Annotated in this window: 19 protein-coding genes; 9 read left to right on the top strand and 10 right to left on the bottom strand. The window is 63.0% G+C overall.

Annotation, left to right across the window (positions count from 1 at the left end):
- Positions 1-170: 170 nt before the first annotated feature.
- Together hfq and hflX are read left to right on the top strand one after the other, a co-directional pair.
- Positions 171-413, top strand: a complete 243-nt coding sequence (hfq, locus tag V6765_RS11520) for an RNA chaperone Hfq (RefSeq protein ID WP_018063272.1) — start codon at positions 171-173, stop codon at positions 411-413.
- 13 nt (positions 414-426) lie between these two features.
- Positions 427-1,770 carry a GTPase HflX gene (gene hflX, locus V6765_RS11515; protein ID WP_448429849.1) on the top strand — a complete coding sequence of 448 codons (1,344 nt, stop codon included), beginning with the start codon at positions 427-429 and terminating at the stop codon, positions 1,768-1,770.
- A 273-nt stretch (positions 1,771-2,043) separates the two neighbouring features.
- On the opposite strand, the gene mazG is transcribed toward hflX, so the two are convergent.
- Positions 2,044-2,877, bottom strand: coding sequence for a nucleoside triphosphate pyrophosphohydrolase (mazG, locus tag V6765_RS11510; RefSeq protein ID WP_448428870.1), 834 nt, complete (start codon positions 2,875-2,877; stop codon positions 2,044-2,046).
- A gap of 34 nt (positions 2,878-2,911) precedes the next feature.
- On the bottom strand, positions 2,912-3,499 hold the full coding sequence (locus V6765_RS11505) for a nucleoside deaminase (protein ID WP_448428868.1): 588 nt from the start codon (positions 3,497-3,499) through the stop codon (positions 2,912-2,914).
- Between the two features lie 213 nt (positions 3,500-3,712).
- On the opposite strand from V6765_RS11505, the gene cysG reads away from it, so the two are divergent.
- From cysG to V6765_RS11480, 5 genes are all read left to right on the top strand, one after another.
- On the top strand, positions 3,713-5,164 hold the full coding sequence (gene cysG, locus V6765_RS11500; RefSeq protein ID WP_448428866.1) for a siroheme synthase CysG: 1,452 nt from the start codon (positions 3,713-3,715) through the stop codon (positions 5,162-5,164).
- Positions 5,154-5,471 carry a DUF2849 domain-containing protein gene (locus tag V6765_RS11495; protein WP_448428864.1) on the top strand — a complete coding sequence of 106 codons (318 nt, stop codon included), beginning with the start codon at positions 5,154-5,156 and terminating at the stop codon, positions 5,469-5,471. Before cysG ends, V6765_RS11495 begins: the two co-directional genes overlap by 11 nt.
- A 6-nt stretch (positions 5,472-5,477) precedes the next feature.
- Positions 5,478-7,133: a nitrite/sulfite reductase gene (locus tag V6765_RS11490; protein ID WP_448428862.1), complete on the top strand. Its 1,656-nt coding sequence runs from the start codon at positions 5,478-5,480 to the stop codon at positions 7,131-7,133.
- An 11-nt stretch (positions 7,134-7,144) separates the two neighbouring features.
- Positions 7,145-7,648: a DUF934 domain-containing protein gene (locus V6765_RS11485; RefSeq protein ID WP_448428860.1), complete on the top strand. Its 504-nt coding sequence runs from the start codon at positions 7,145-7,147 to the stop codon at positions 7,646-7,648.
- Positions 7,649-7,767: 119 nt separating this feature from the next.
- A complete protein-coding gene (locus V6765_RS11480) occupies positions 7,768-8,580 on the top strand; it encodes a ferredoxin--NADP reductase (RefSeq protein WP_448428858.1) in 813 nt (270 codons plus the stop codon).
- Positions 8,581-8,884: 304 nt separating this feature from the next.
- Here V6765_RS11480 and V6765_RS11475 read toward each other — a convergent pair whose 3' ends face one another.
- The 3 genes from V6765_RS11475 to V6765_RS11465 are packed head-to-tail and all read right to left on the bottom strand — an operon-like array spanning position 8,885 to position 12,054.
- Positions 8,885-10,090, bottom strand: coding sequence for an ABC transporter permease (locus tag V6765_RS11475; protein WP_448428856.1), 1,206 nt, complete (start codon positions 10,088-10,090; stop codon positions 8,885-8,887).
- Positions 10,080-10,811 carry an ABC transporter ATP-binding protein gene (locus V6765_RS11470; protein WP_448428854.1) on the bottom strand — a complete coding sequence of 244 codons (732 nt, stop codon included), beginning with the start codon at positions 10,809-10,811 and terminating at the stop codon, positions 10,080-10,082. The genes V6765_RS11475 and V6765_RS11470 overlap by 11 nt, the downstream gene beginning before the upstream one ends.
- A 1-nt stretch (position 10,812) precedes the next feature.
- Positions 10,813-12,054, bottom strand: coding sequence for an efflux RND transporter periplasmic adaptor subunit (locus V6765_RS11465; RefSeq protein ID WP_448428852.1), 1,242 nt, complete (start codon positions 12,052-12,054; stop codon positions 10,813-10,815).
- A 225-nt stretch (positions 12,055-12,279) separates the two neighbouring features.
- Here V6765_RS11465 and V6765_RS11460 point away from each other — a divergent pair, with 225 nt between their 5' ends.
- Together V6765_RS11460 and V6765_RS11455 are read left to right on the top strand one after the other, a co-directional pair.
- Positions 12,280-12,804 (top strand): invasion associated locus B family protein, encoded by a 525-nt coding sequence (locus tag V6765_RS11460; RefSeq protein ID WP_448428850.1) that lies wholly within the window; start codon positions 12,280-12,282, stop codon positions 12,802-12,804.
- A 172-nt stretch (positions 12,805-12,976) separates the two neighbouring features.
- A complete protein-coding gene (locus V6765_RS11455) occupies positions 12,977-13,516 on the top strand; it encodes an AAA family ATPase (protein WP_448428848.1) in 540 nt (179 codons plus the stop codon).
- Here the strand turns inward: V6765_RS11455 and tgt are convergent.
- The 5 genes from tgt to coaD form a co-directional block, all read right to left on the bottom strand.
- Positions 13,509-14,642, bottom strand: coding sequence for a tRNA guanosine(34) transglycosylase Tgt (tgt, locus tag V6765_RS11450; RefSeq protein WP_448428846.1), 1,134 nt, complete (start codon positions 14,640-14,642; stop codon positions 13,509-13,511). The two genes, V6765_RS11455 and tgt, sit on opposite strands and share 8 nt — an antisense overlap.
- Entirely contained in the window at positions 14,639-15,709 is a 1,071-nt protein-coding gene (gene queA, locus V6765_RS11445; RefSeq protein ID WP_448428844.1) for a tRNA preQ1(34) S-adenosylmethionine ribosyltransferase-isomerase QueA, read from the bottom strand. The genes tgt and queA overlap by 4 nt, the downstream gene beginning before the upstream one ends.
- A gap of 117 nt (positions 15,710-15,826) precedes the next feature.
- The gene (locus V6765_RS11440; RefSeq protein ID WP_448428842.1) at positions 15,827-16,336 is read right to left on the bottom strand and encodes a peptidylprolyl isomerase; all 510 of its coding nucleotides are present in this window, start codon (positions 16,334-16,336) and stop codon (positions 15,827-15,829) included.
- A gap of 57 nt (positions 16,337-16,393) precedes the next feature.
- Positions 16,394-16,957 carry a peptidylprolyl isomerase gene (locus V6765_RS11435; protein WP_448428840.1) on the bottom strand — a complete coding sequence of 188 codons (564 nt, stop codon included), beginning with the start codon at positions 16,955-16,957 and terminating at the stop codon, positions 16,394-16,396.
- 33 nt (positions 16,958-16,990) lie between these two features.
- The gene (coaD, locus tag V6765_RS11430) at positions 16,991-17,485 is read right to left on the bottom strand and encodes a pantetheine-phosphate adenylyltransferase (RefSeq protein ID WP_448428838.1); all 495 of its coding nucleotides are present in this window, start codon (positions 17,483-17,485) and stop codon (positions 16,991-16,993) included.
- Between the last annotated feature and the right edge of the window lie 64 nt (positions 17,486-17,549).

Below are 17,549 nucleotides of genomic sequence, written 5' to 3'. Positions count from 1 at the left end.
CTGCCCGCATGGCCCGCAAAAAAGGAGTCTCGACGGCTCATGTTTTTCGCCGTTGCGGAAGCGCCGGTGATTTGCTACCAAAAGTTCATGATCTGTTGCCCTGACGTTTTCGATGGCAACAAAGAGGTGGAACCGGCCCCGGCCGGCAAGAGAAAGAAAGAAGCGGCGCTATGGCGGAACGTTCTCAGAATTTGCAGGATCTTTTTCTCAACACGGTTCGCAAGCAGAAAATTTCCCTCACGATCTTCCTGATCAACGGCGTGAAACTGACCGGCGTGGTGACGTCGTTCGACAATTTCTGCGTCCTGTTGCGCCGTGACGGTCATTCGCAGCTTGTCTACAAGCACGCCATTTCGACAATCATGCCCGGCCAGCCGGTGCAGATGTTCGAGGGCGATGACAACGCTTCCTGATAGGTGAGCTTCCATTTCCGATAATACCCAATTTCCCGAGAGCGAATACGAGAACAGGGATTCCTCCCGCGTTCTCGTGATCGTGCCGGTCATCAAGCAGTCGCGGGCTGAAGCCGAGCGCACCGCGCTGTCCGCGCGCGCGCCTGAAAGCCGCCTGCAGGAGGCCGAGGGGCTTGCCCGCGCGATCGGGCTGGAAGTCGCGGCCTCCGAGATCGTGACGATCAACGATCCGCGTCCGGCAACCCTGCTCGGAACCGGCAAGATCGAAGAGCTCGACGCCCTGCTGGACGAGAACAATATCGGTCTCGTGGTCGTGGATCACCCGCTGTCGCCGGTGCAGCAGCGCAATCTCGAAAAGGCCTGGGTCGCCAAGGTCATCGACCGCACCGGGCTGATTCTCGAAATCTTCGGCGAGCGCGCCTCCACCAAGGAGGGCCGGCTTCAGGTCGAACTCGCTCATCTCAATTACCAGCGCGGCCGTCTGGTCAGAAGCTGGACCCACCTTGAGCGCCAGCGCGGCGGCGGCGGCTTCATGGGCGGTCCCGGCGAAACCCAGATCGAGGCCGACCGCCGGATGCTGCGCGAGCGCATTACCAAGCTCGAACGCGAGCTGGAACAGGTGGTCCGCACCCGAAAGCTTCACCGCTCCAAACGCAAGAAGGTGCCGCATCCGATCGTGGCGCTGGTGGGCTATACCAATGCCGGCAAGTCGACGCTGTTCAACCGGATTACCGGGGCAGGGGTGCTGGCCGAGGACATGCTGTTTGCAACCCTCGATCCGACGCTGCGCCGGATGAAGCTGCCGCATGGCCGCACCGTGATCCTCTCCGACACCGTTGGTTTCATCTCGGACCTGCCGACCCATCTGGTGGCCGCCTTCCGCGCCACGCTGGAAGAGGTGCTGGAGGCGGATCTGATCCTTCATGTCCGCGACATGGCCGATCCCGCCCGCGATGCGCAATCGGCCGATGTGCTGCGCATTCTCGGTGAACTCGGCATTGACGAGGCCGAGCAGAATGCCCGTATTCTGGAGGTCTGGAACAAGGTCGATCTGCTGGGTCCCGAAGAACACGATGCGATGATGGCGCGGGCGTCCTCCACCGAGAACGTCATGGCCGTCTCCGCCATTTCCGGCGAGGGCGTCGATGCGTTGGTCGACCGGATCGCCGACCGGCTTGCGGGCGTGCTGACCGAAACGACGATCACGCTTTCGCCCGATCAACTGCACCTGCTCCCCTGGCTCTACGAGCACGCTCTTGTCGACGAACGTCGCGATCTCGAGGACGGCTCCGTCAGCCTCGACCTGCGCCTTGCCGGCGGCGAGGCGCAGCGGCTGGAGAGCATGCTGGCGGAGTGATGCGCTCAGGTTTTGACGGTGATGAGGTCGTGCAAAACCAAAGCCCTCGATATGATGTAATGCGTCGCCTCACCCAATCTCTCCCCTTGAGGGAGAGATGTCGCGAAAGCGACAGAGAGGGGTGAACCCTCTCCGATCAGCTCAGAATTAGCGGCTTGCGCTGCACCCCTCTCTGCCCCTGTCGGGGCATCTCCCCCTCAAGGGGGGAGATTGTTTGGCCGTGTAGCCGATCCAGAGTGAGCTTTTCGCTGGCCGTTTTCGGCACACGCCCTCTCACCCGAGCTGACGCTCGATCGCCTTGGCGTCCTGCCACAGCGCTTCCATACGTTCCAGCGTCGCTTCGTCGAGGGTCTCGCCGGAGGCATTGAGCGTTTCTTCGATATGGTTGAAGCGGCGGCGGAATTTGGTGTTGGTGCCGCGCAGCGCCTGTTCGGGGTCGGTCTTCGTTTGACGGGCGAGGTTGACGGCGGCGAAGATCAGGTCGCCGAGTTCGTCGGAAATGCGGGATTTGTCGCCTGTCTGAAACGCCTCGCGCAACTCGCCGATCTCCTCCTCGAACTTGGCGAGGATCGGTTCCGGTTCGGACCAGTCGAAGCCGACGCGGGCGGCATGCTCCTGCAGCTTCAGCGCTTCAGTCAGCGCGGGAAAGGAGCGCTGCACACCGCCGAGGTGGCCCGCCTTGAAGTCCTCCGTGATCCCGCTTTTCGCCCGTCGTTCGGCGCGCTCGGCCTTTTCCTGCCGCTTGATCTCGTCCCACTGGATTTTCACGGCCTCGGGCGTGTCGGCGGCGTTGACGGCGAAGACATGCGGGTGGCGGCGGATCATCTTGGCGGTGATCGCGTGGACGACGTCTCCGAAGGAAAACAGCCCCTGCTCCTCCGCCATGCGGGCGTGGAACACGACCTGTAGCAGGAGATCGCCGAGTTCGTCGCAGAGATCGTCGAAATCCTTTCGCTCGATCGCATCGGCCACTTCGTAGGCTTCTTCGATCGTATAGGGTTTGATGCTGTCGAAATCCTGCTTCAGGTCCCACGGGCAGCCGGTTTCGGGCGTGCGCAGGGCGGCCATGATGTCGAGAAGGCGCGTGATGTCGCGGGAGGCTTCCACGGTTTCGGACTCCGTATTGCTGTGAGGTCGGGCTTTAGCCGAGCGGTATCTTGGTGTCGCCCTTTTGGGCCTGATAGGTATCAGAGGCAAGGGCGTAGGTTTTCCGGATACTGTCGATCCGTTCCATGAACCCGCTGCGCGCCGGCTCTGCGCTTGCCTCCGCCATCTCGATAATAGAACGTGCGGTGAAGAAGGCGTTCTTGCGGCGGTAGCCGCCCGGCTCCAGGCCGTAAAGCTCCTTCATGATCTTGAGGTCATGGGGAATGGCGAAGCTGTCGCGCGAATCCTCGTGGCTGAAGAAATAGAAATAATTGTCGAAACCGGCCCAGGTAATCGCCGACATGCACATCGTGCAGGGTTCGTGGGTCGACAAGAAGATCAGATCGCGCGTCGCGGGCGGATCGGGCAGTTCGTAGAACTGCTTCAGCGTATGCACCTCGCCGTGCCAGAGCGGATTGCTGGTCTCGTCATTGGTGCCGGCGATCACCAGCGACAGGTCGTCCTTGCGCAGGATCGCCGCGCCGAAAACCTTGTTGCCGCCGCTGACGCCCTTGAGCGTCTTCGGCAGGATATCGTCTTCGATCACGGCAAGGAGGCGGTCGGTGAGGGTCTGGTCGTCCACGTTGATTCCAGTTCGGCAGATTGGAGAGCCTGATTTAAAAGGACATTGGCGTGCCAGCGCAAGCCTCCTGCAAGCGCTGCGGGTAAATTTGCCCTGCTTTGCGTGGAAATGAGGAATGAAATGTTCCATGCCGCGCGCCCGCGCATTTTCGTTTCTTCAAACATTGCCGCCGCAGAGCGATTGTTGTGCCAATCTTGAGAAGGACTGTGCGCAATGGGCACGAAAGACGATTTGTTGACGACTTTTCCGGCGTTTTTCCGGGTCGATGGCCGCAAAGTTGCGATTTTCGGCGGTGGCGACGAAGCCTTCGCCAAGGCCCGGCTGATGGCCAAGACCTCGGCCGCGATCATGGCCTATGCCGAGAGCGTCGAGGATGACTACCGGGCGTTTCTCGCCGAGCATGGCTATGAGCTTGTGGAAGGGGCGTTCGCCCCGGAACAGTTTGATGGCGCGGTGCTGGTGTTTGCCGCAACCGGGATCAGCGAGCAGGACCACCGCATTGCCGAGGCGGCGCGCGCGGCTTCCATCCCTGTCAACGCCGTGGACCAGAAGGACGATTGCGACTTCTATACGCCCGCTCTGGTCGCACGGCCTCCGGTCGCCGTCGCGATCGGCACGGAAGGGGCGGGCCCGGTGCTCGCCCAGATGATCCGCGCCCAGATCGACACCATGCTGCCGCGTTCACTCGGGCCGCTGGCGCAGCTTGCCAACCGCCTGCGCGACAAGGTCGACGCCAATATCCCGCGCGGTGCTGCGCGTCGCGCCTTCTGGTCGCGCTTCTTCAACGGTTCGGTTGCGAATGCCATCGAAAAGGGAAGGGTGCTCGAGGCCGAGTGCCTTGCCGACGAGATCATCGCCGATGGCGCAACGATCTCGGGTCATGTCGCGCTTGTCGGCGCGGGGCCGGGCGCCGAGGACCTGCTGACGATCCGTGCCCATCGGCTGATGATGGAAGCCGATGTGATCGCTTATGACGCGCTCGTTCCCCAGGCCGTCGTCGATATGGGCCGGCGCGATGCCGAGCGCATCGCCGTTGGCAAGCGCAAGAATTGCCATTCGAAGTCGCAGAACGAAATCAACGATCTGCTGGTCGATCTTGCCAAAGAAGGAAAGCGCGTCGTGCGGCTGAAATCCGGCGATCCGCTGATCTTCGGCCGCGCCGGCGAGGAGATGGCGGCGCTGCGCGCGGCAGGCGTTTCCTATGAGGTGGTGCCCGGCATTACCTCGGCCACCGCCGCGGCTGCCGATTTCGAGCTGCCGCTGACGCTGCGCGGCGTTGCCTCGACCCTGGTTTTTACGACCGGCCACGACCTCAATGGTGACACCCTGCCGGACTGGGCCGCGCTTGCGGTCCGGGGCGCCACCATTGCCGTCTATATGGGCCGTTCCGTCGCCGCCAAGCTCGGCGCCCGGCTTCAGGAGGCGGGCGTGCCCGCCGACACCACGATCGCGGTAATCGAGAATGCGAGCCGGAACAACCAGCGCCTGTTCCATGGCGTGCTGTCCGAGATGGCGCTGCTTGAGGCCCGCGAGGACCTTTCCGGCCCTGTCATGGTGATCATCGGTGATGCCGTTGCCGGCGCCAATCTGAAGCATTCGAGCGCGCTTTCGCAGGATAACAAGATCGCCCAGACGAAGTTCAAGGGAGTTGCCCATGTCCGCTAAGGTTCTGACCGCAAATCGCCTGACCGATGGCCTTGCCGTCTGGCTCGATGCCAATGGCCGCTGGTGCGAGGATCTGCAGAGCGCGCTCGTCGCCCGCCACGACGCGGCGATCGAAAGCCTCGACGAGATCGGCAAGCGCGACTTGTCCGCCAACAAGGTGGTCGACCTCGCCGTTATCGACGTCGAGGAGCGCCCTGATGGCCGCATCTGGCCGCTCAGGCTGCGCGAGCGCATCCGCGCCGAAGGCCCGACCATTCCTTATGCGGCCGGCTACGCCGCCGCCAAACCAGAACGCGTGGAGGCGTAAGACCTCATGTATCGTTACGATGAATTCGACAAGGACTTCGTCGCCCAGCGGGTGGACCAGTTCGCAGACCAGGTTGACCGCCGCCTTTCCGGCGAAATCACCGAGGACGCCTTCAAGCCGCTTCGGCTGATGAACGGCGTCTACCTGCAGCTTCACGCCTACATGCTGCGCATCGCCGTGCCCTATGGCACGATGAATGCCCGGCAGATGCGGATGCTTGCCCACGTGGCGCGGACCTATGACCGCGGCTATGGCCATTTCACCACGCGCCAGAACATCCAGTTCAATTGGCCGAAGCTTTCCGACATTCCGGCGATCCTGCGCGATCTCGCGAGCGTCGAGATGCATGCGATCCAGACCTCGGGCAATTGCATCCGCAATGTCACCGCCGACCATTTTTCGGGCGCTGCCGCCGATGAGGTCGCCGATCCGCGCCCCTATGCCGAAATTCTGCGGCAGTGGTCGTCGCTGCATCCGGAGTTCTCGTTCCTGCCGCGCAAGTTCAAGATCGCGGTGACGGGCGCGGAGCGCGACCGGGCGGCCATCCAGGTCCACGATATCGGCCTGCATCTGAAGCGGAACGACGCCGGCGAGCTCGGCTTTGCCGTCTATGTCGGCGGCGGGCAGGGGCGTACCCCGATGATCGCCAAGAAGGTTCGCGACTTCCTTCCCGAAGCCGATCTTCTGACTTATGCCACAGCGATCCTGCGCGTCTACAATCTCAACGGCCGCCGCGACAACAAGTACAAGGCGCGCATCAAGATCCTGGTCCACGAAACCGGGGTCGAGGAATTGAAAGCGCAGATCGAGCAGGAGTTCGAGGCGCTGAAGGGCGGCGAGCTGACGCTGCCGGAGGCCGATGTCGAGGCCATCCGCGCCTATTTCGCACCGCCGGAACTGCCGGCCCGCGAACGCGACCGGTTCGATACCGCCGACGCCGGCTACATCAACTGGCTCACCCGCAACACCGTCGCCCACAAGCGCGACGACTATGCGATGGTCACGATCTCGCTGAAGCCGATCGGCGGCATTCCTGGAGACGCGACCGATGGGCAGATGGAAGCGGTCGCCGATATCGCGGAGCGTTACGGCTTCGATGAAATCCGCGTCAGCCACGAGCAGAACCTGGTGCTGCCGCATGTCGCTCGCGCCGATCTGCCGGCCGTCTATCGCGCGCTTGAGGAAGCGGGGCTCGCGACCGGCAATGCCGGGCTGATCACCGACATCATCGCCTGTCCCGGGCTCGACTATTGCGCGCTCGCCAATGCGCGGTCGATCCCGCTGGCGCAGGAGCTTTCGTCCCGCTTCGGCAATGCCGAGCGCCAGGCCGAGATCGGCGATCTGAAGATCAAGATTTCCGGCTGCATCAATGCCTGCGGCCATCACCATGTCGGCCATATCGGTCTTTTGGGGGTCGAGAAGAAGGGCGCAGAGCTCTACCAGATCACGCTTGGCGGATCGGCGGACGAGAACACCTCGATCGGCGAGATCGTCGGCCGCGGCTTCGAGCCCTCCAAGGTAACCGATGCTGTGGAGACGATTGTCGATACCTATCTTGAGCTTAGGGCCGACGCGTCCGAAACCTTTATCGAGGCCTATCGCAGGCTGGGCGCGCAGCCCTTCAAGGATGCGCTCTATCCCGAAAAAGCCAAGGCTGCCTGAGGAGACACCGCATGACTGCAATCTGGAAAGAAGGCGGCTTCGTCGAGAACGACCCTTGGGTGGTGGAAACCGAAGACCGCAAGGCGGGCGAGGGCGAGCGCGCGCTCACGCCCTACGCCGAGATCATCGAGCATGGCGTCGACGGCAATGAACCCGTCGGCGTGGTGCTCGGTTCGTTTGACGACCCGACGCGGTTGGCACCCTATCTCGACCGGATCGCGCTTGTGGCGCTGACGTTCCCGGCCTTCAGCGATGGACGGGCATTTTCGCAGGCGACGCTTTTGCGCGAGCGGCTGGGCTATACCGGCGAGCTGCGCGCCGTCGGCGACGTGCTGATCGATCCGCTGGTGCATATGCTGCGCTGCGGCTTCGACAGCTTCGCCGTGACCAATGAGACCGCGATCCGCCGGCTCGGGGAAGGGCGGTTGCCGGCGGTGACGCGCTACTACCAGCCCGCGGCAAAACCCGCCGCCGCGGTGCCCGGCTACAGCTGGCGGCGGCAAGCGGGCGCATGAAAGCCCAAGAATTTGCCGCTGACTTTGCAATTGTCGGCCAGCGGTAGTATTTGAGCGCTGGAGGATATGACCCGCAAGCGGATCGAAGGCGCCGACAAGACAGAATGACAGGACCAGACATGAACGTGCAGACCAAAACCGACGATCTTGCGACTGCGTTGCCCGCCGGGGTTTATGGCGAGACCGTGCTGAGCGTGGAGCATTACACCGACCATCTGTTCCGTTTCACCATGACGCGACCGGCCGGATTCCGCTTCCGCTCAGGCGAGTTCGCCATGATCGGCCTGATGGTCGACGGCAAGCCGATCTATCGCGCCTATTCGATCGCAAGCCCGGCCTGGGCCGATACGCTGGAATTCTTCTCGATCAAGGTTCCGGGCGGCCCGCTGACCCAGCATCTGCAGAAGATCCAGCCCGGAGACACCGTGCTGATGCGCAAGAAGCCGACCGGCACGCTGGTGCTCGACGCACTGACGCCAGCGAAACGGCTCTACATGTTCTCGACCGGAACCGGGATTGCGCCGTTCGCAAGCCTGATCCGCGAGCCGGAAACATTCGAAAAATTCGACGAAGTGATCCTGACGCATACCTGCCGCGAAGTCGCCGAGCTGAAATACGGCTTCGATCTGGTGAACGAGATCGAGAACGACGAACTCCTGAGCGAGGTCGTCGGCGGCAAGCTGCACCATTACGCCACAGCCACCCGCGAGGATTTCGTGCGCACCGGCCGCATCACCGACCTGATCGCCAGCGGCAAGCTGTTCGAGGACCTCGGCGTTCCCGCGCTGAACCCGGAAACGGACCGCGCCATGATCTGCGGCTCGACCGAGATGCTGAAGGACACCAAGGCGCTTCTGGAAGCCGCCGGCCTGACCGAAGGCGCCAACAACAAGCCGTCGCAGTTCGTCATCGAGCGGGCGTTTGTGGGGTAGGGCGCTTCAGCCTATCCCGCCGTTTGAAACCCGCCAAGTCCTCATAGTCAACGTATTTTCTCGAGGCGTTGCAGCCATCAATCTCTCCCCTTGAGGGAGAGATGCCCCGGCAGGGGCAGAGAGGGTGAACCCTCTCCGAGAGCACGGAGCATGCGCTTTTAGGGCCTACGCCCTTTACCCCTCTCTGTCGCTTTCGCGACATCTCCCCCTCAAGGGGCGAGATTGTGGGCTGAGAGTCCGGCAAAAAGCCGCTCAACAGAACTCAACTGCACCAAACAGACACCGCACGACGCAGGGTCCGCGCTCACTCAAACCGCAACGCATCGATCGGACTCAGCCTCGCTGCACGCCTTGCAGGGAAATAGCCGAAGATCAGGCCGATCAGAGCCGAGAAGGCGAAGGAGCCGGCGATCATCCAGGGGTCGATGACGAAGGGCAGGGAGAGATACTGCACGGCAGCATAGGCGAGGCCGAGGCCGATCACGATGCCGGTGACGCCGCCCGATATCGACAGCACCAGCGCCTCGACGATGAATTGCAGCAGCACCTGCCGCTCCAGCGCGCCGACGGTAAGCCGGAGGCCGATTTCGCGGGTGCGCTCGGTGACCGACACCAGCATGATATTCATGATGCCGATGCCGCCGACCAGCAGGCTGACGCCCGCGATCGCGGCCAGCATGCCCGTCAGGTGTGTTCTGGTGCCCGAGACCGCGTTGGTGATCTCGGTCATGTCGTTGACCTCGAAATCATCCGGCCGGCCCGGCAGGATGTTGCGGCGGTCGCGCAGCACATCACCGACCTCGGCCTTCAGATCCTGAGTGGAAACGCCGTCTTTCGCGGCGAGCACGATGCTCTCGATATAGCTGTCGCCGCCGAGGCGGCGCTGGAAGGTGGCGATCGGCATCAGCACGATATCGTCCTGATCGCGGCCCATGCCGGCCTCGCCCTTGGCGCCAAGCGTGCCGATAACGGCGCAGGAAATAGTGCCGACGCGGACATTGCGGCCCACCGGATCGTCATCGGCGAAAAGCGCCTGTTTCACCGTCGCGCCGAGAATGCAGGCGGTATCGCCGGCCGCGACCTCGGCGCCGGCGAAATCGCTGCCGCTCTCGATGGTCCAGTCCTGGGCGTCGAGAAACGCGTCGCTGGTGCCGATGACCACGGTCTTGCGGTTGTTGCCGCCGGCGACAACCGTCGCATCCGCAATGTTCTGGGGCGCTACGGCGCGCAGATCGGGTATCTGGTTGCGCAGCGCCGCGATATCGCGTTCGGTGAAGCCCTTGGCGGCCTCCGAGGCGGCCCCGGGCGCGCGCTGGCCAGGCCGCACGAACAGGACATCCGTGCCGAGGCGCGCGATTTCGGTGCGCACCTGTTCCGCCGTGCCGTTCGCCACCGTGACCATGACGATCACCGCCGAAACGCCGATGATGACGCCAAGCACGGTGAGGAACGAGCGCAGCAGGTTACGTCGGACGGCCCGCAGCGCGAGTTTCAGCATCTCAAGAAACATGGTCGTCCTCCCGCCGTTCGCCGCGGCCCGGCCGATAGCTGCCATCGACCCTGCCATCGAGGAAATGCATGCGCCGGCTGGCGTAGCGCGCCACGTTCTCGTCATGGGTGACCATCACCACGGTGATGCCGATATCGACATTGAGGCTGGTGACCAGTTCCATGATCTCGTTGCTGGATTTGGTATCGAGATTGCCCGTGGGCTCGTCGGCGAGCAGAACGGCGGGTTCCGTGATCAGGGCGCGCGCGATCGCCACGCGCTGCTGCTGGCCGCCGGAAAGCTCCATGGTGCGCTGGTGCAGCCGGTCGCCGAGCCCCACCTGATCGAGCGCGTTTTCAGCCCGTTCGCGGCGCTCGGTGCGGCTGATGCCGCGATAGAGCAGCGGCAGTTCGACATTCTCGATCGCCGAGGAGCGCGGCAGAAGATTGTAGCGTTGGAACACGAAGGCCAGAAGATGGCGGCGCAGCAGGGTCAGCTTGGGGCCGGGCAGTTCGGTCGTGTCGACGCCCTGGAAGAAGAACTGGCCGCTGGTCGGCCGGTCGAGCCAGCCGAGAATGTTCATCGCCGTCGACTTGCCGGAGCCTGACGGGCCCATGATCGAGAGGAATTCGCCGGCCTCGATCGAAAAATCGACGTTGTTCAGGGCCGCGATTTCCGCTTCGCCGGAGCCGTAGATCCGCGAGACCTTGCGAAATTCGATAAGGGGAGGAGCCGCGTTCATATCATCGAACCTCCCCGCCATTGCCCGTGATCACCATGTCGCCGACGCGCAGATCGCCGTCCACAACGGCGGTATAGCGGCCGTCGCTGGCCCCGACCGTGATCGGAACCGGCAGCGGCTCGCCATTGCGAAGCAGCCAAGCGGTACGCTCGTCGCCCGAAGAGGTCGGCGCATCGACGCCGGCCGGCATGAAGCGCAGCGCCGCTGTCGGGACCAGGATCACGTCCTCGGATTCGCTCACCAGAATATCGGCCGTGGCGGTCATGCCCTGGCGCAGCAGGCGCTCGGAATTGTCGACGAGCAGCACCGCCTTGTAGGTCACGACATCGCTGTTGAGCTCGGAAGCATAGCGGATCGAGGCGATTTCGGCAGGGAAACGCTTATCCGGAAAGGCCTCGACGGTGAAGCTGGCCTTCTGTCCCGGCTCGACCTTGCCGACATCGGCCTCATCGATATCGACGCGCAGCTCCATCTGGCCGAGATCACCGGCGATGACGAACAGAGTAGGGGCCTCCAGCGAGGTGGTGAATGTCTGGCCGACATCGACATTGCGGTAAAGTACGATGCCGTCGATCGGCGAACGGATCGTGGCCTTGCTGAGCCGCAGTTCCGCCAGCGCCAGTTCGGCCTTGGCGACATCGAGCCGCGCCTCCGCGCTCTGCCGGTCGGCGACGGCGGCCGCATAGGCAAACTGCGCATCTTCGAAATCCTGGCGCGGCGCGACGTTGCGCTTTACCAGGGTCTCGGTGCGATCCATCGTCGCCTTGGCGGATTCGACGTCCGAGACGCTCGATGCGACGTCGGCATTGGCGGCGGCAAGCTTGGCCTTTGCGCTCAATATATCGGCCGTCAGTTCGTCGGTCTCGAGCTCCAGCAGCACGTCGCCGGCCTCGACCTCGCTGTTGAAATCCACCAGCACATCCTTCACCGTGCCGGAAAGCTCGCTCGAAATTTCAACGCGGTTGATCGGCTCGATCGCGCCCGTTGCGCGCACGGTGATGTTCATCGGTCCGCGGATCACCTCGGCGGTCGTGTATCCCGGCTGGGCCGCGACCAGTTGCAGGTCGCCGCTCTGGTAGAAGCGGTAGCCGCCATAGCCCGCGGCAATAAGGACGATAACGAGCGCCAGCCAACCCCAGGGGAAGCGCCGGCGCGGCTTGTTCTCGCCGAGAATCGCCATGATATCGGGAACGGGCGGCCGCGCATGGCCTTCCTGTTCATCGCGCCTACCGTGCGAGGACATCGGGAATTCTCCTGTCTGTACGCCTTACGATTTGCCGGCGACTATGGCGAGGAACCGGCGGCCATGCAAGCATTGCCGCGGATTAAACCGGGCGTCGCGGCATCGCCGCGCACATCTTTGCGCAGACAGCGAAAACATGCGTATCGCGCGTGCGTGCTGCCGGTGTTGACGTCTGGCGAATCGTGCTAGCTTCGCCCGAAAATCAGACGGATTGGGAGATTTTTGGTGAAACCTCGTCAAATCGCAGCCGGCATCGTTTCGGCGTTTCTTTTCGGCGCAGCCGCAAGCCCGGCCATTTCGGCCTTGCCGGAAGGTGCGAGCTCCATCAACGAAACCTATCAGGACTGGCGGGTCACCTGCATTTCCAACGAGGGCGTCGACCGTTGCGCGATGATCCACAATCAGGTGGCCAAGGACAGCGGCCAGCGGGTGATGACCGTCGAACTGTCGGTGACGCCGGATGACAAGATCCAGGGCGTCGTGATCATGCCGTTCGGCCTGGCGCTGGCCCAGGGCGTGACACTGACAATCGATGACGCCACCGAGGGCAAGACATTCGGTTTCTCGACATGTCTGCCGCAAGGCTGCCTCGTGCCCGTTGAATTCGACGCGGCGATGGCCGACCGGATGAAGAATGGCGGCTCGCTGAACATCATCGCCCAGCCGATCGACGGCAATGAAAAATTCAGCATCGGCGCCTCATTGAAAGGTTTCACTGCAGCGCACAAGCGACTGATGGAACTGCGTTAAGTGCCGTTCATGAAAGCGGGAATGCTAGCACCGGCGACTGCACAATCAGGTCGTCGGTGGTATCCATAAGTTCCATAATCCACATTATGTGATCTTTGTTGCAGTGAGCCCGCCTTGCGCTGTTCCCTGCGGGACACATAGAAACAATCTGCAAAACAGACTGCGTATACTCATGCTTGATCTCGATTCGCTCGGGACGCGGATCGTCGTCCTCGGGCCCTCCAATGCGGGCAAATCGACCCTGGCCGTCGCCTTATCCAGAAAGTTGGAAATCGCGGCGATCCACCTGGATCAGTTCCAGCATCTGCCCAACACCGACTGGAAGCCGCGCCCCGAGGCCGAGTTTGCCAGACTGCACGATGACGCCATCATGGGCGAGCGCTGGGTCATGGATGGCAATTACAGCCGGCTAATGCCGCAGCGCCTTGCGCGCGCGACCGGCGCGATCCTGATCACATCCAACCGCTGGCGCCGGCTGGTGCGCTATATCAGGCGAACAACGGTCAATCGGGCCGAACGCGCCGGCCACCTGGAAGGCGCGCAGGAGAGCATTAAATGGGAGATGGTCGACTGGATCCTGTTCAAGACCCGAAACAGTGCGACCAAATACGCCGAGGTCTTACGCCGCTCCGGTTTGCCGACTGTTGAATGCCACAGCGCGAAGGCGCTTGACGAGCTTTACCGGCGCTGGGAGTTGCCGCCGGTCAGATAGCGGCGACATCACCCCTCGCCCAGCCTTCCTGGGTTTCCGCCACGAAATCGTCGTAGCGACCCTCGGCAATCGTCTTGCGGATGCCCTGCATGAGCTTCTGGTAATAATGCAGGTTGTTCCAGGTCAGCAGCATGCCGCCAAGCGACTCGTTGGAGCGCACCAGATGGTGCAGATAGGCGCGGGAATAGTCGCGGGCCGCCGGGCAGTCGCTTTCCTCGTCCAGCGGGCGCAGGTCCTCGGCATGGCGGGCATTGCGCAGGTTGACCTTGCCGCGGCGGGTGAAGGCGAGGCCATGGCGCCCTGCCCTTGTCGGCATCACGCAGTCGAACATGTCGATGCCGCGCGCGACCGATTTCAAGATATCGTCCGGTGTACCGACGCCCATCAGGTAGCGCGGCTTCTCCGTCGGCAGTTCCGGGAGCGTCGTCTCCAGCATGGCCAGCATCACCGCCTGCGGCTCGCCGACGGCAAGCCCGCCGACGGCATAGCCCTTGAGGTCGAGACCGGCGAGACCGCGCGCGGAGCGGATGCGCAAATCCGGAATATCGCCGCCCTGCACAATGCCGAACATCGCCTTGCCCGGCTGATCACCAAAGGCTTCCCGGCAGCGTTCGGCCCAGGCAAGCGACATCTCGGTGGATTTCTCGATCTCGGCCCGCTCGGCGGGTAGCCGGACGCATTCATCGAGCTGCATCTGGATATCGGAGCCCAGCAGCCCCTGGATCTCGATCGAGCGTTCCGGGCTCATGTGATGGACGCTGCCGTCGATATGGGATTTGAAGGTGACACCCTTTTTCTCGTCGATTTCCCGAAGAGCGGCCAGCGACATCACCTGAAACCCGCCGGAATCGGTCAGGATCGGATGCGGCCAGCGGATCAGCGAGTGCAGACCGCCAAGGCGCGCGACACGCTCCGCACCCGGGCGCAGCATCAGGTGGTAGGTGTTGCCGAGGATGATGTCGGCGCCGAGATCGCGCACCTGGTCGAGATACATCGCCTTCACCGTGCCCGCGGTTCCGACCGGCATGAAGGCCGGCGTGCGGATTTCGCCGCGCGGCATGGTGATCGCGCCAAGCCGGGCACTGCCATCGGTGGCCTTCAGGGTGAAACGGAAATCGTCGCTCATCTATCTTTCCTGAACAGCAGGCTGGAATCGCCGTAGGAATAAAATCGGTAGCCGGTTTCGATCGCATGGGCATAGGCCGCCCGCATCGTTTCCAGACCGGAGAAGGCCGAGACCAGCATGAACAGCGTCGATTTCGGCAGGTGGAAATTGGTCATCAGCATGTCGACGGCGCGAAAACGATAGCCGGGCGTGATGAAGATGCCGGTCTCGCCCTCCCACGGCGCGATCTCGCCGTTTTCGCCAGCCGCGCTTTCGAGCAGCCGGAGAGAGGTGGTGCCGACGGAGATGATCCGCCCGCCCCGCGCCTTGACCGCGTTCAGCGCTTGCGCCGTTTCCGCAGTCACGATGCCGCGTTCGAAATGCATCACGTGGTCGTCGGTGTCATCGGCCTTGACGGGCAGAAAGGTGCCGGCGCCGACATGGAGCGTGACGAAATGCTGCTCGATGCCGGCCTCTTCCAGCGCTTTCATAAGGCGCGGCGTGAAGTGCAGGCCGGCCGTGGGCGCGGCGACCGCGCCGTTTTCGCGGGCATAGATGGTCTGGTAGTCGTCGCGATCCTTGCCGTCCTCGGCGCGTTTGGAGGCGATATAGGGCGGCAGCGGCACGTGGCCGACGCGCATCATCGCTTCATCAAGCGCGCCGCCGCGCGCGTCGAAGCTCAGCACAACCTCGCCGCCTTCGCGCTTTTCCGCGACCGTCGCGGAAAGCCTCGTCGCACCATCGGCGGAAACGAAACGAAGCACATCGCCGGGCTTGATTCGCTTGCCCGGCCGGGCGAAGGCGTGCCAGATATTATCGGCCTTCCTCAGATGAAGCGTGGCCGAAACCGGCACCTCTTCGCCGCCCTCGCGCAGCCGCACGCCTTCGAGCTGGGCCGGGATCACTTTCGTGTCGTTGAATACCAGCGCGTCACCTGAGCGCAGGAAGGACGGGAGTTCGGACACGACATGATCGCCAAGCCCCTCGCCCGGCCGCACCACGAGGAGCCGCGCGCTGTCGCGCGGGTTCGCGGGCCGCAAGGCGATATTTTCGTCCGGCAGGTCGAAATCGAAGAGGTCTACGCGCATTGTGTCAGGACATTTCTCAAATTCGAAAACCCGCCGGCCTTGGCCGGACGGGTCTGACTGTGGCTTTACAGCTTTGCTCCCTCAAAGGGGGGAGATTGAAGGGCGTCCCCTTCGCCCTCAAACGTCCGCGGCGACCTTCATCGTGATGATGTGGTCGGGGTTGCGGACCGGCTCGCCCTTTTCGAACTTGTCTACGGCTTCCATGCCTTCGATCACCTGACCCCAGACCGAATACTGCTTGTCGAGCCAGGGGGCATCGGTGAAGCAGATGAAGAACTGCGAGTTGGCCGAGTTCGGGTTCTGCGAACGCGCCATCGAGCAGGTGCCGCGCACATGGCGGGTGGCGGAGAACTCGGCCGGCAGGTCCGGCTTGTCGGAACCGCCCGTGCCGGCGCGGCCGGGGTTGAACGTGTCCGAGGTCTTCTTGCCGTGCTCGACGTCGCCGCCCTGGGCCATGAAGTCGGCGATCACACGGTGGAACACGACGCCGTCATAGGCGCCCTCGCGCACCAGTTCGCGGATGCGATCGACATGTTTGGGCGCGACGTTCGGAAACGCTTCGATCACGACCTTGCCCTTGGTCGTTTCCATGATGAAGGTGTTTTCCGGGTCCTTGATTTCGGCCATCATTTTCTCCTGTGGCGGTTTACCCGCCCCGCCGGTCCGGCAAGGCGGGCGCAATACTTACTGTCCGACGGTGACGTCCAGGATCCGGTCCGGATCGCTGACCTTGCCGTTCTGGGCCTGATCGCCCTTCTTGATCTTGTCGACATTGTCCATGCCGTCGACCACTTCGCCGATCACGGTGTACTGGCCGTTCAGGAACGGACCATCCTCAAGCATGACGAAGAACTGCGAATTCGCCGAGTTCGGATCCTGGGCGCGGGCCATGCCGACGACGCCGCGCTTGAACGGCACGTCGGAGAATTCGGCCGGCAGGTCGGGCAAGTCGGAACCGCCCATGCCGGCGCGGTTGAGGTCGTAGCCGTCCTCGGTATCGCCGAACTGAACGTCGCCGGTTTGCGCCATGAAGCCGTCGATCACGCGGTGGAACACCACATTGTCATAGGCGCCCTCTTCCGCCAGCGCCTTGACGCGCGCGGCGTTCTGCGGCGCAAGATCTTCGAAAAGCTCGATGGTGAAGGGGCCTTCGGTGGTGTTGAAGGTCAGCGTGTCGGCGGCCATGGCCGTACCCGCGAATGTCGAAATCAGCGTTGCTGCTGCCAGTCCCGCAATCATCTTGCGCATGTCGTTCTCCTTGAAAAAGGTTTCCTCACTAGGCTACCGCGAGTGTTTTGCCTTCAGCGCCGCCGCCACATAATCCGGCACGAAGCGCGCCACATCGCCGCCCATGGCCGCGACCTGCCGCACCAATGTGGCCGATATCGGACGGGATGCCGGTTTTGCCGGGACAAACACGGTCTGGATATCCGGGGCCATCTCGCCGTTCATGCCGGCCATCTGCATCTCGTAGTCGAAATCCGTGCCATCGCGCAGTCCGCGGATGATCAGGCTGGCGCCTGCCTCGCGCGCGGCATCCACGGCAAGGCCGCTGAAAGCGATCACCTCGATATCCCCTGCCCGCTCCGGCAGGTTTTCGGCAACGCCGCGCTTCAGAAAGTCGGCTCGTTCGTCGAAGGTGAACAATGGCGTCTTGCCGGCATTCACGCCGATGCCGATCACGAGCTTTTCCGCGACGTTCAACGCCTGCAGTACGACGTCGAGATGCCCGTTGGTCATCGGGTCGAATGAGCCTGTGTAGAATGCCTTCGCCATATGCTTCGTCGCGTCCCCGTTTCCGGTCACGGCCTTTTGTCATGGAAAGTGCCGGGCTGCAAGC

It is taken from the genome of Martelella sp. FOR1707 (genome assembly GCF_053484265.1).
This window is presented reverse-complemented; position numbering and strand designations above follow the sequence as displayed.

Excerpts from the sequence above, each read along its gene's own strand:
- hfq (WP_018063272.1), top strand. The coding sequence starts at position 171 with ATGGCGGAACGTTCTCAGAATTTGCAGGATCTTTTTCTCAACACGGTT.
- cysG (WP_448428866.1), top strand. The coding sequence starts at position 3,713 with ATGGGCACGAAAGACGATTTGTTGACGACTTTTCCGGCGTTTTTCCGG.
- V6765_RS11495 (WP_448428864.1), top strand. The coding sequence starts at position 5,154 with ATGTCCGCTAAGGTTCTGACCGCAAATCGCCTGACCGATGGCCTTGCC.
- V6765_RS11490 (WP_448428862.1), top strand. The coding sequence starts at position 5,478 with ATGTATCGTTACGATGAATTCGACAAGGACTTCGTCGCCCAGCGGGTG.
- V6765_RS11485 (WP_448428860.1), top strand. The coding sequence starts at position 7,145 with ATGACTGCAATCTGGAAAGAAGGCGGCTTCGTCGAGAACGACCCTTGG.
- V6765_RS11480 (WP_448428858.1), top strand. The coding sequence starts at position 7,768 with ATGAACGTGCAGACCAAAACCGACGATCTTGCGACTGCGTTGCCCGCC.
- V6765_RS11475 (WP_448428856.1), bottom strand. The coding sequence starts at position 10,090 with ATGTTTCTTGAGATGCTGAAACTCGCGCTGCGGGCCGTCCGACGTAAC.
- V6765_RS11470 (WP_448428854.1), bottom strand. The coding sequence starts at position 10,811 with ATGAACGCGGCTCCTCCCCTTATCGAATTTCGCAAGGTCTCGCGGATC.
- V6765_RS11465 (WP_448428852.1), bottom strand. The coding sequence starts at position 12,054 with ATGTCCTCGCACGGTAGGCGCGATGAACAGGAAGGCCATGCGCGGCCG.
- V6765_RS11455 (WP_448428848.1), top strand. The coding sequence starts at position 12,977 with ATGCTTGATCTCGATTCGCTCGGGACGCGGATCGTCGTCCTCGGGCCC.
- tgt (WP_448428846.1), bottom strand. The coding sequence starts at position 14,642 with ATGAGCGACGATTTCCGTTTCACCCTGAAGGCCACCGATGGCAGTGCC.
- queA (WP_448428844.1), bottom strand. The coding sequence starts at position 15,709 with ATGCGCGTAGACCTCTTCGATTTCGACCTGCCGGACGAAAATATCGCC.
- V6765_RS11440 (WP_448428842.1), bottom strand. The coding sequence starts at position 16,336 with ATGGCCGAAATCAAGGACCCGGAAAACACCTTCATCATGGAAACGACC.
- V6765_RS11435 (WP_448428840.1), bottom strand. The coding sequence starts at position 16,957 with ATGCGCAAGATGATTGCGGGACTGGCAGCAGCAACGCTGATTTCGACA.
- coaD (WP_448428838.1), bottom strand. The coding sequence starts at position 17,485 with ATGGCGAAGGCATTCTACACAGGCTCATTCGACCCGATGACCAACGGG.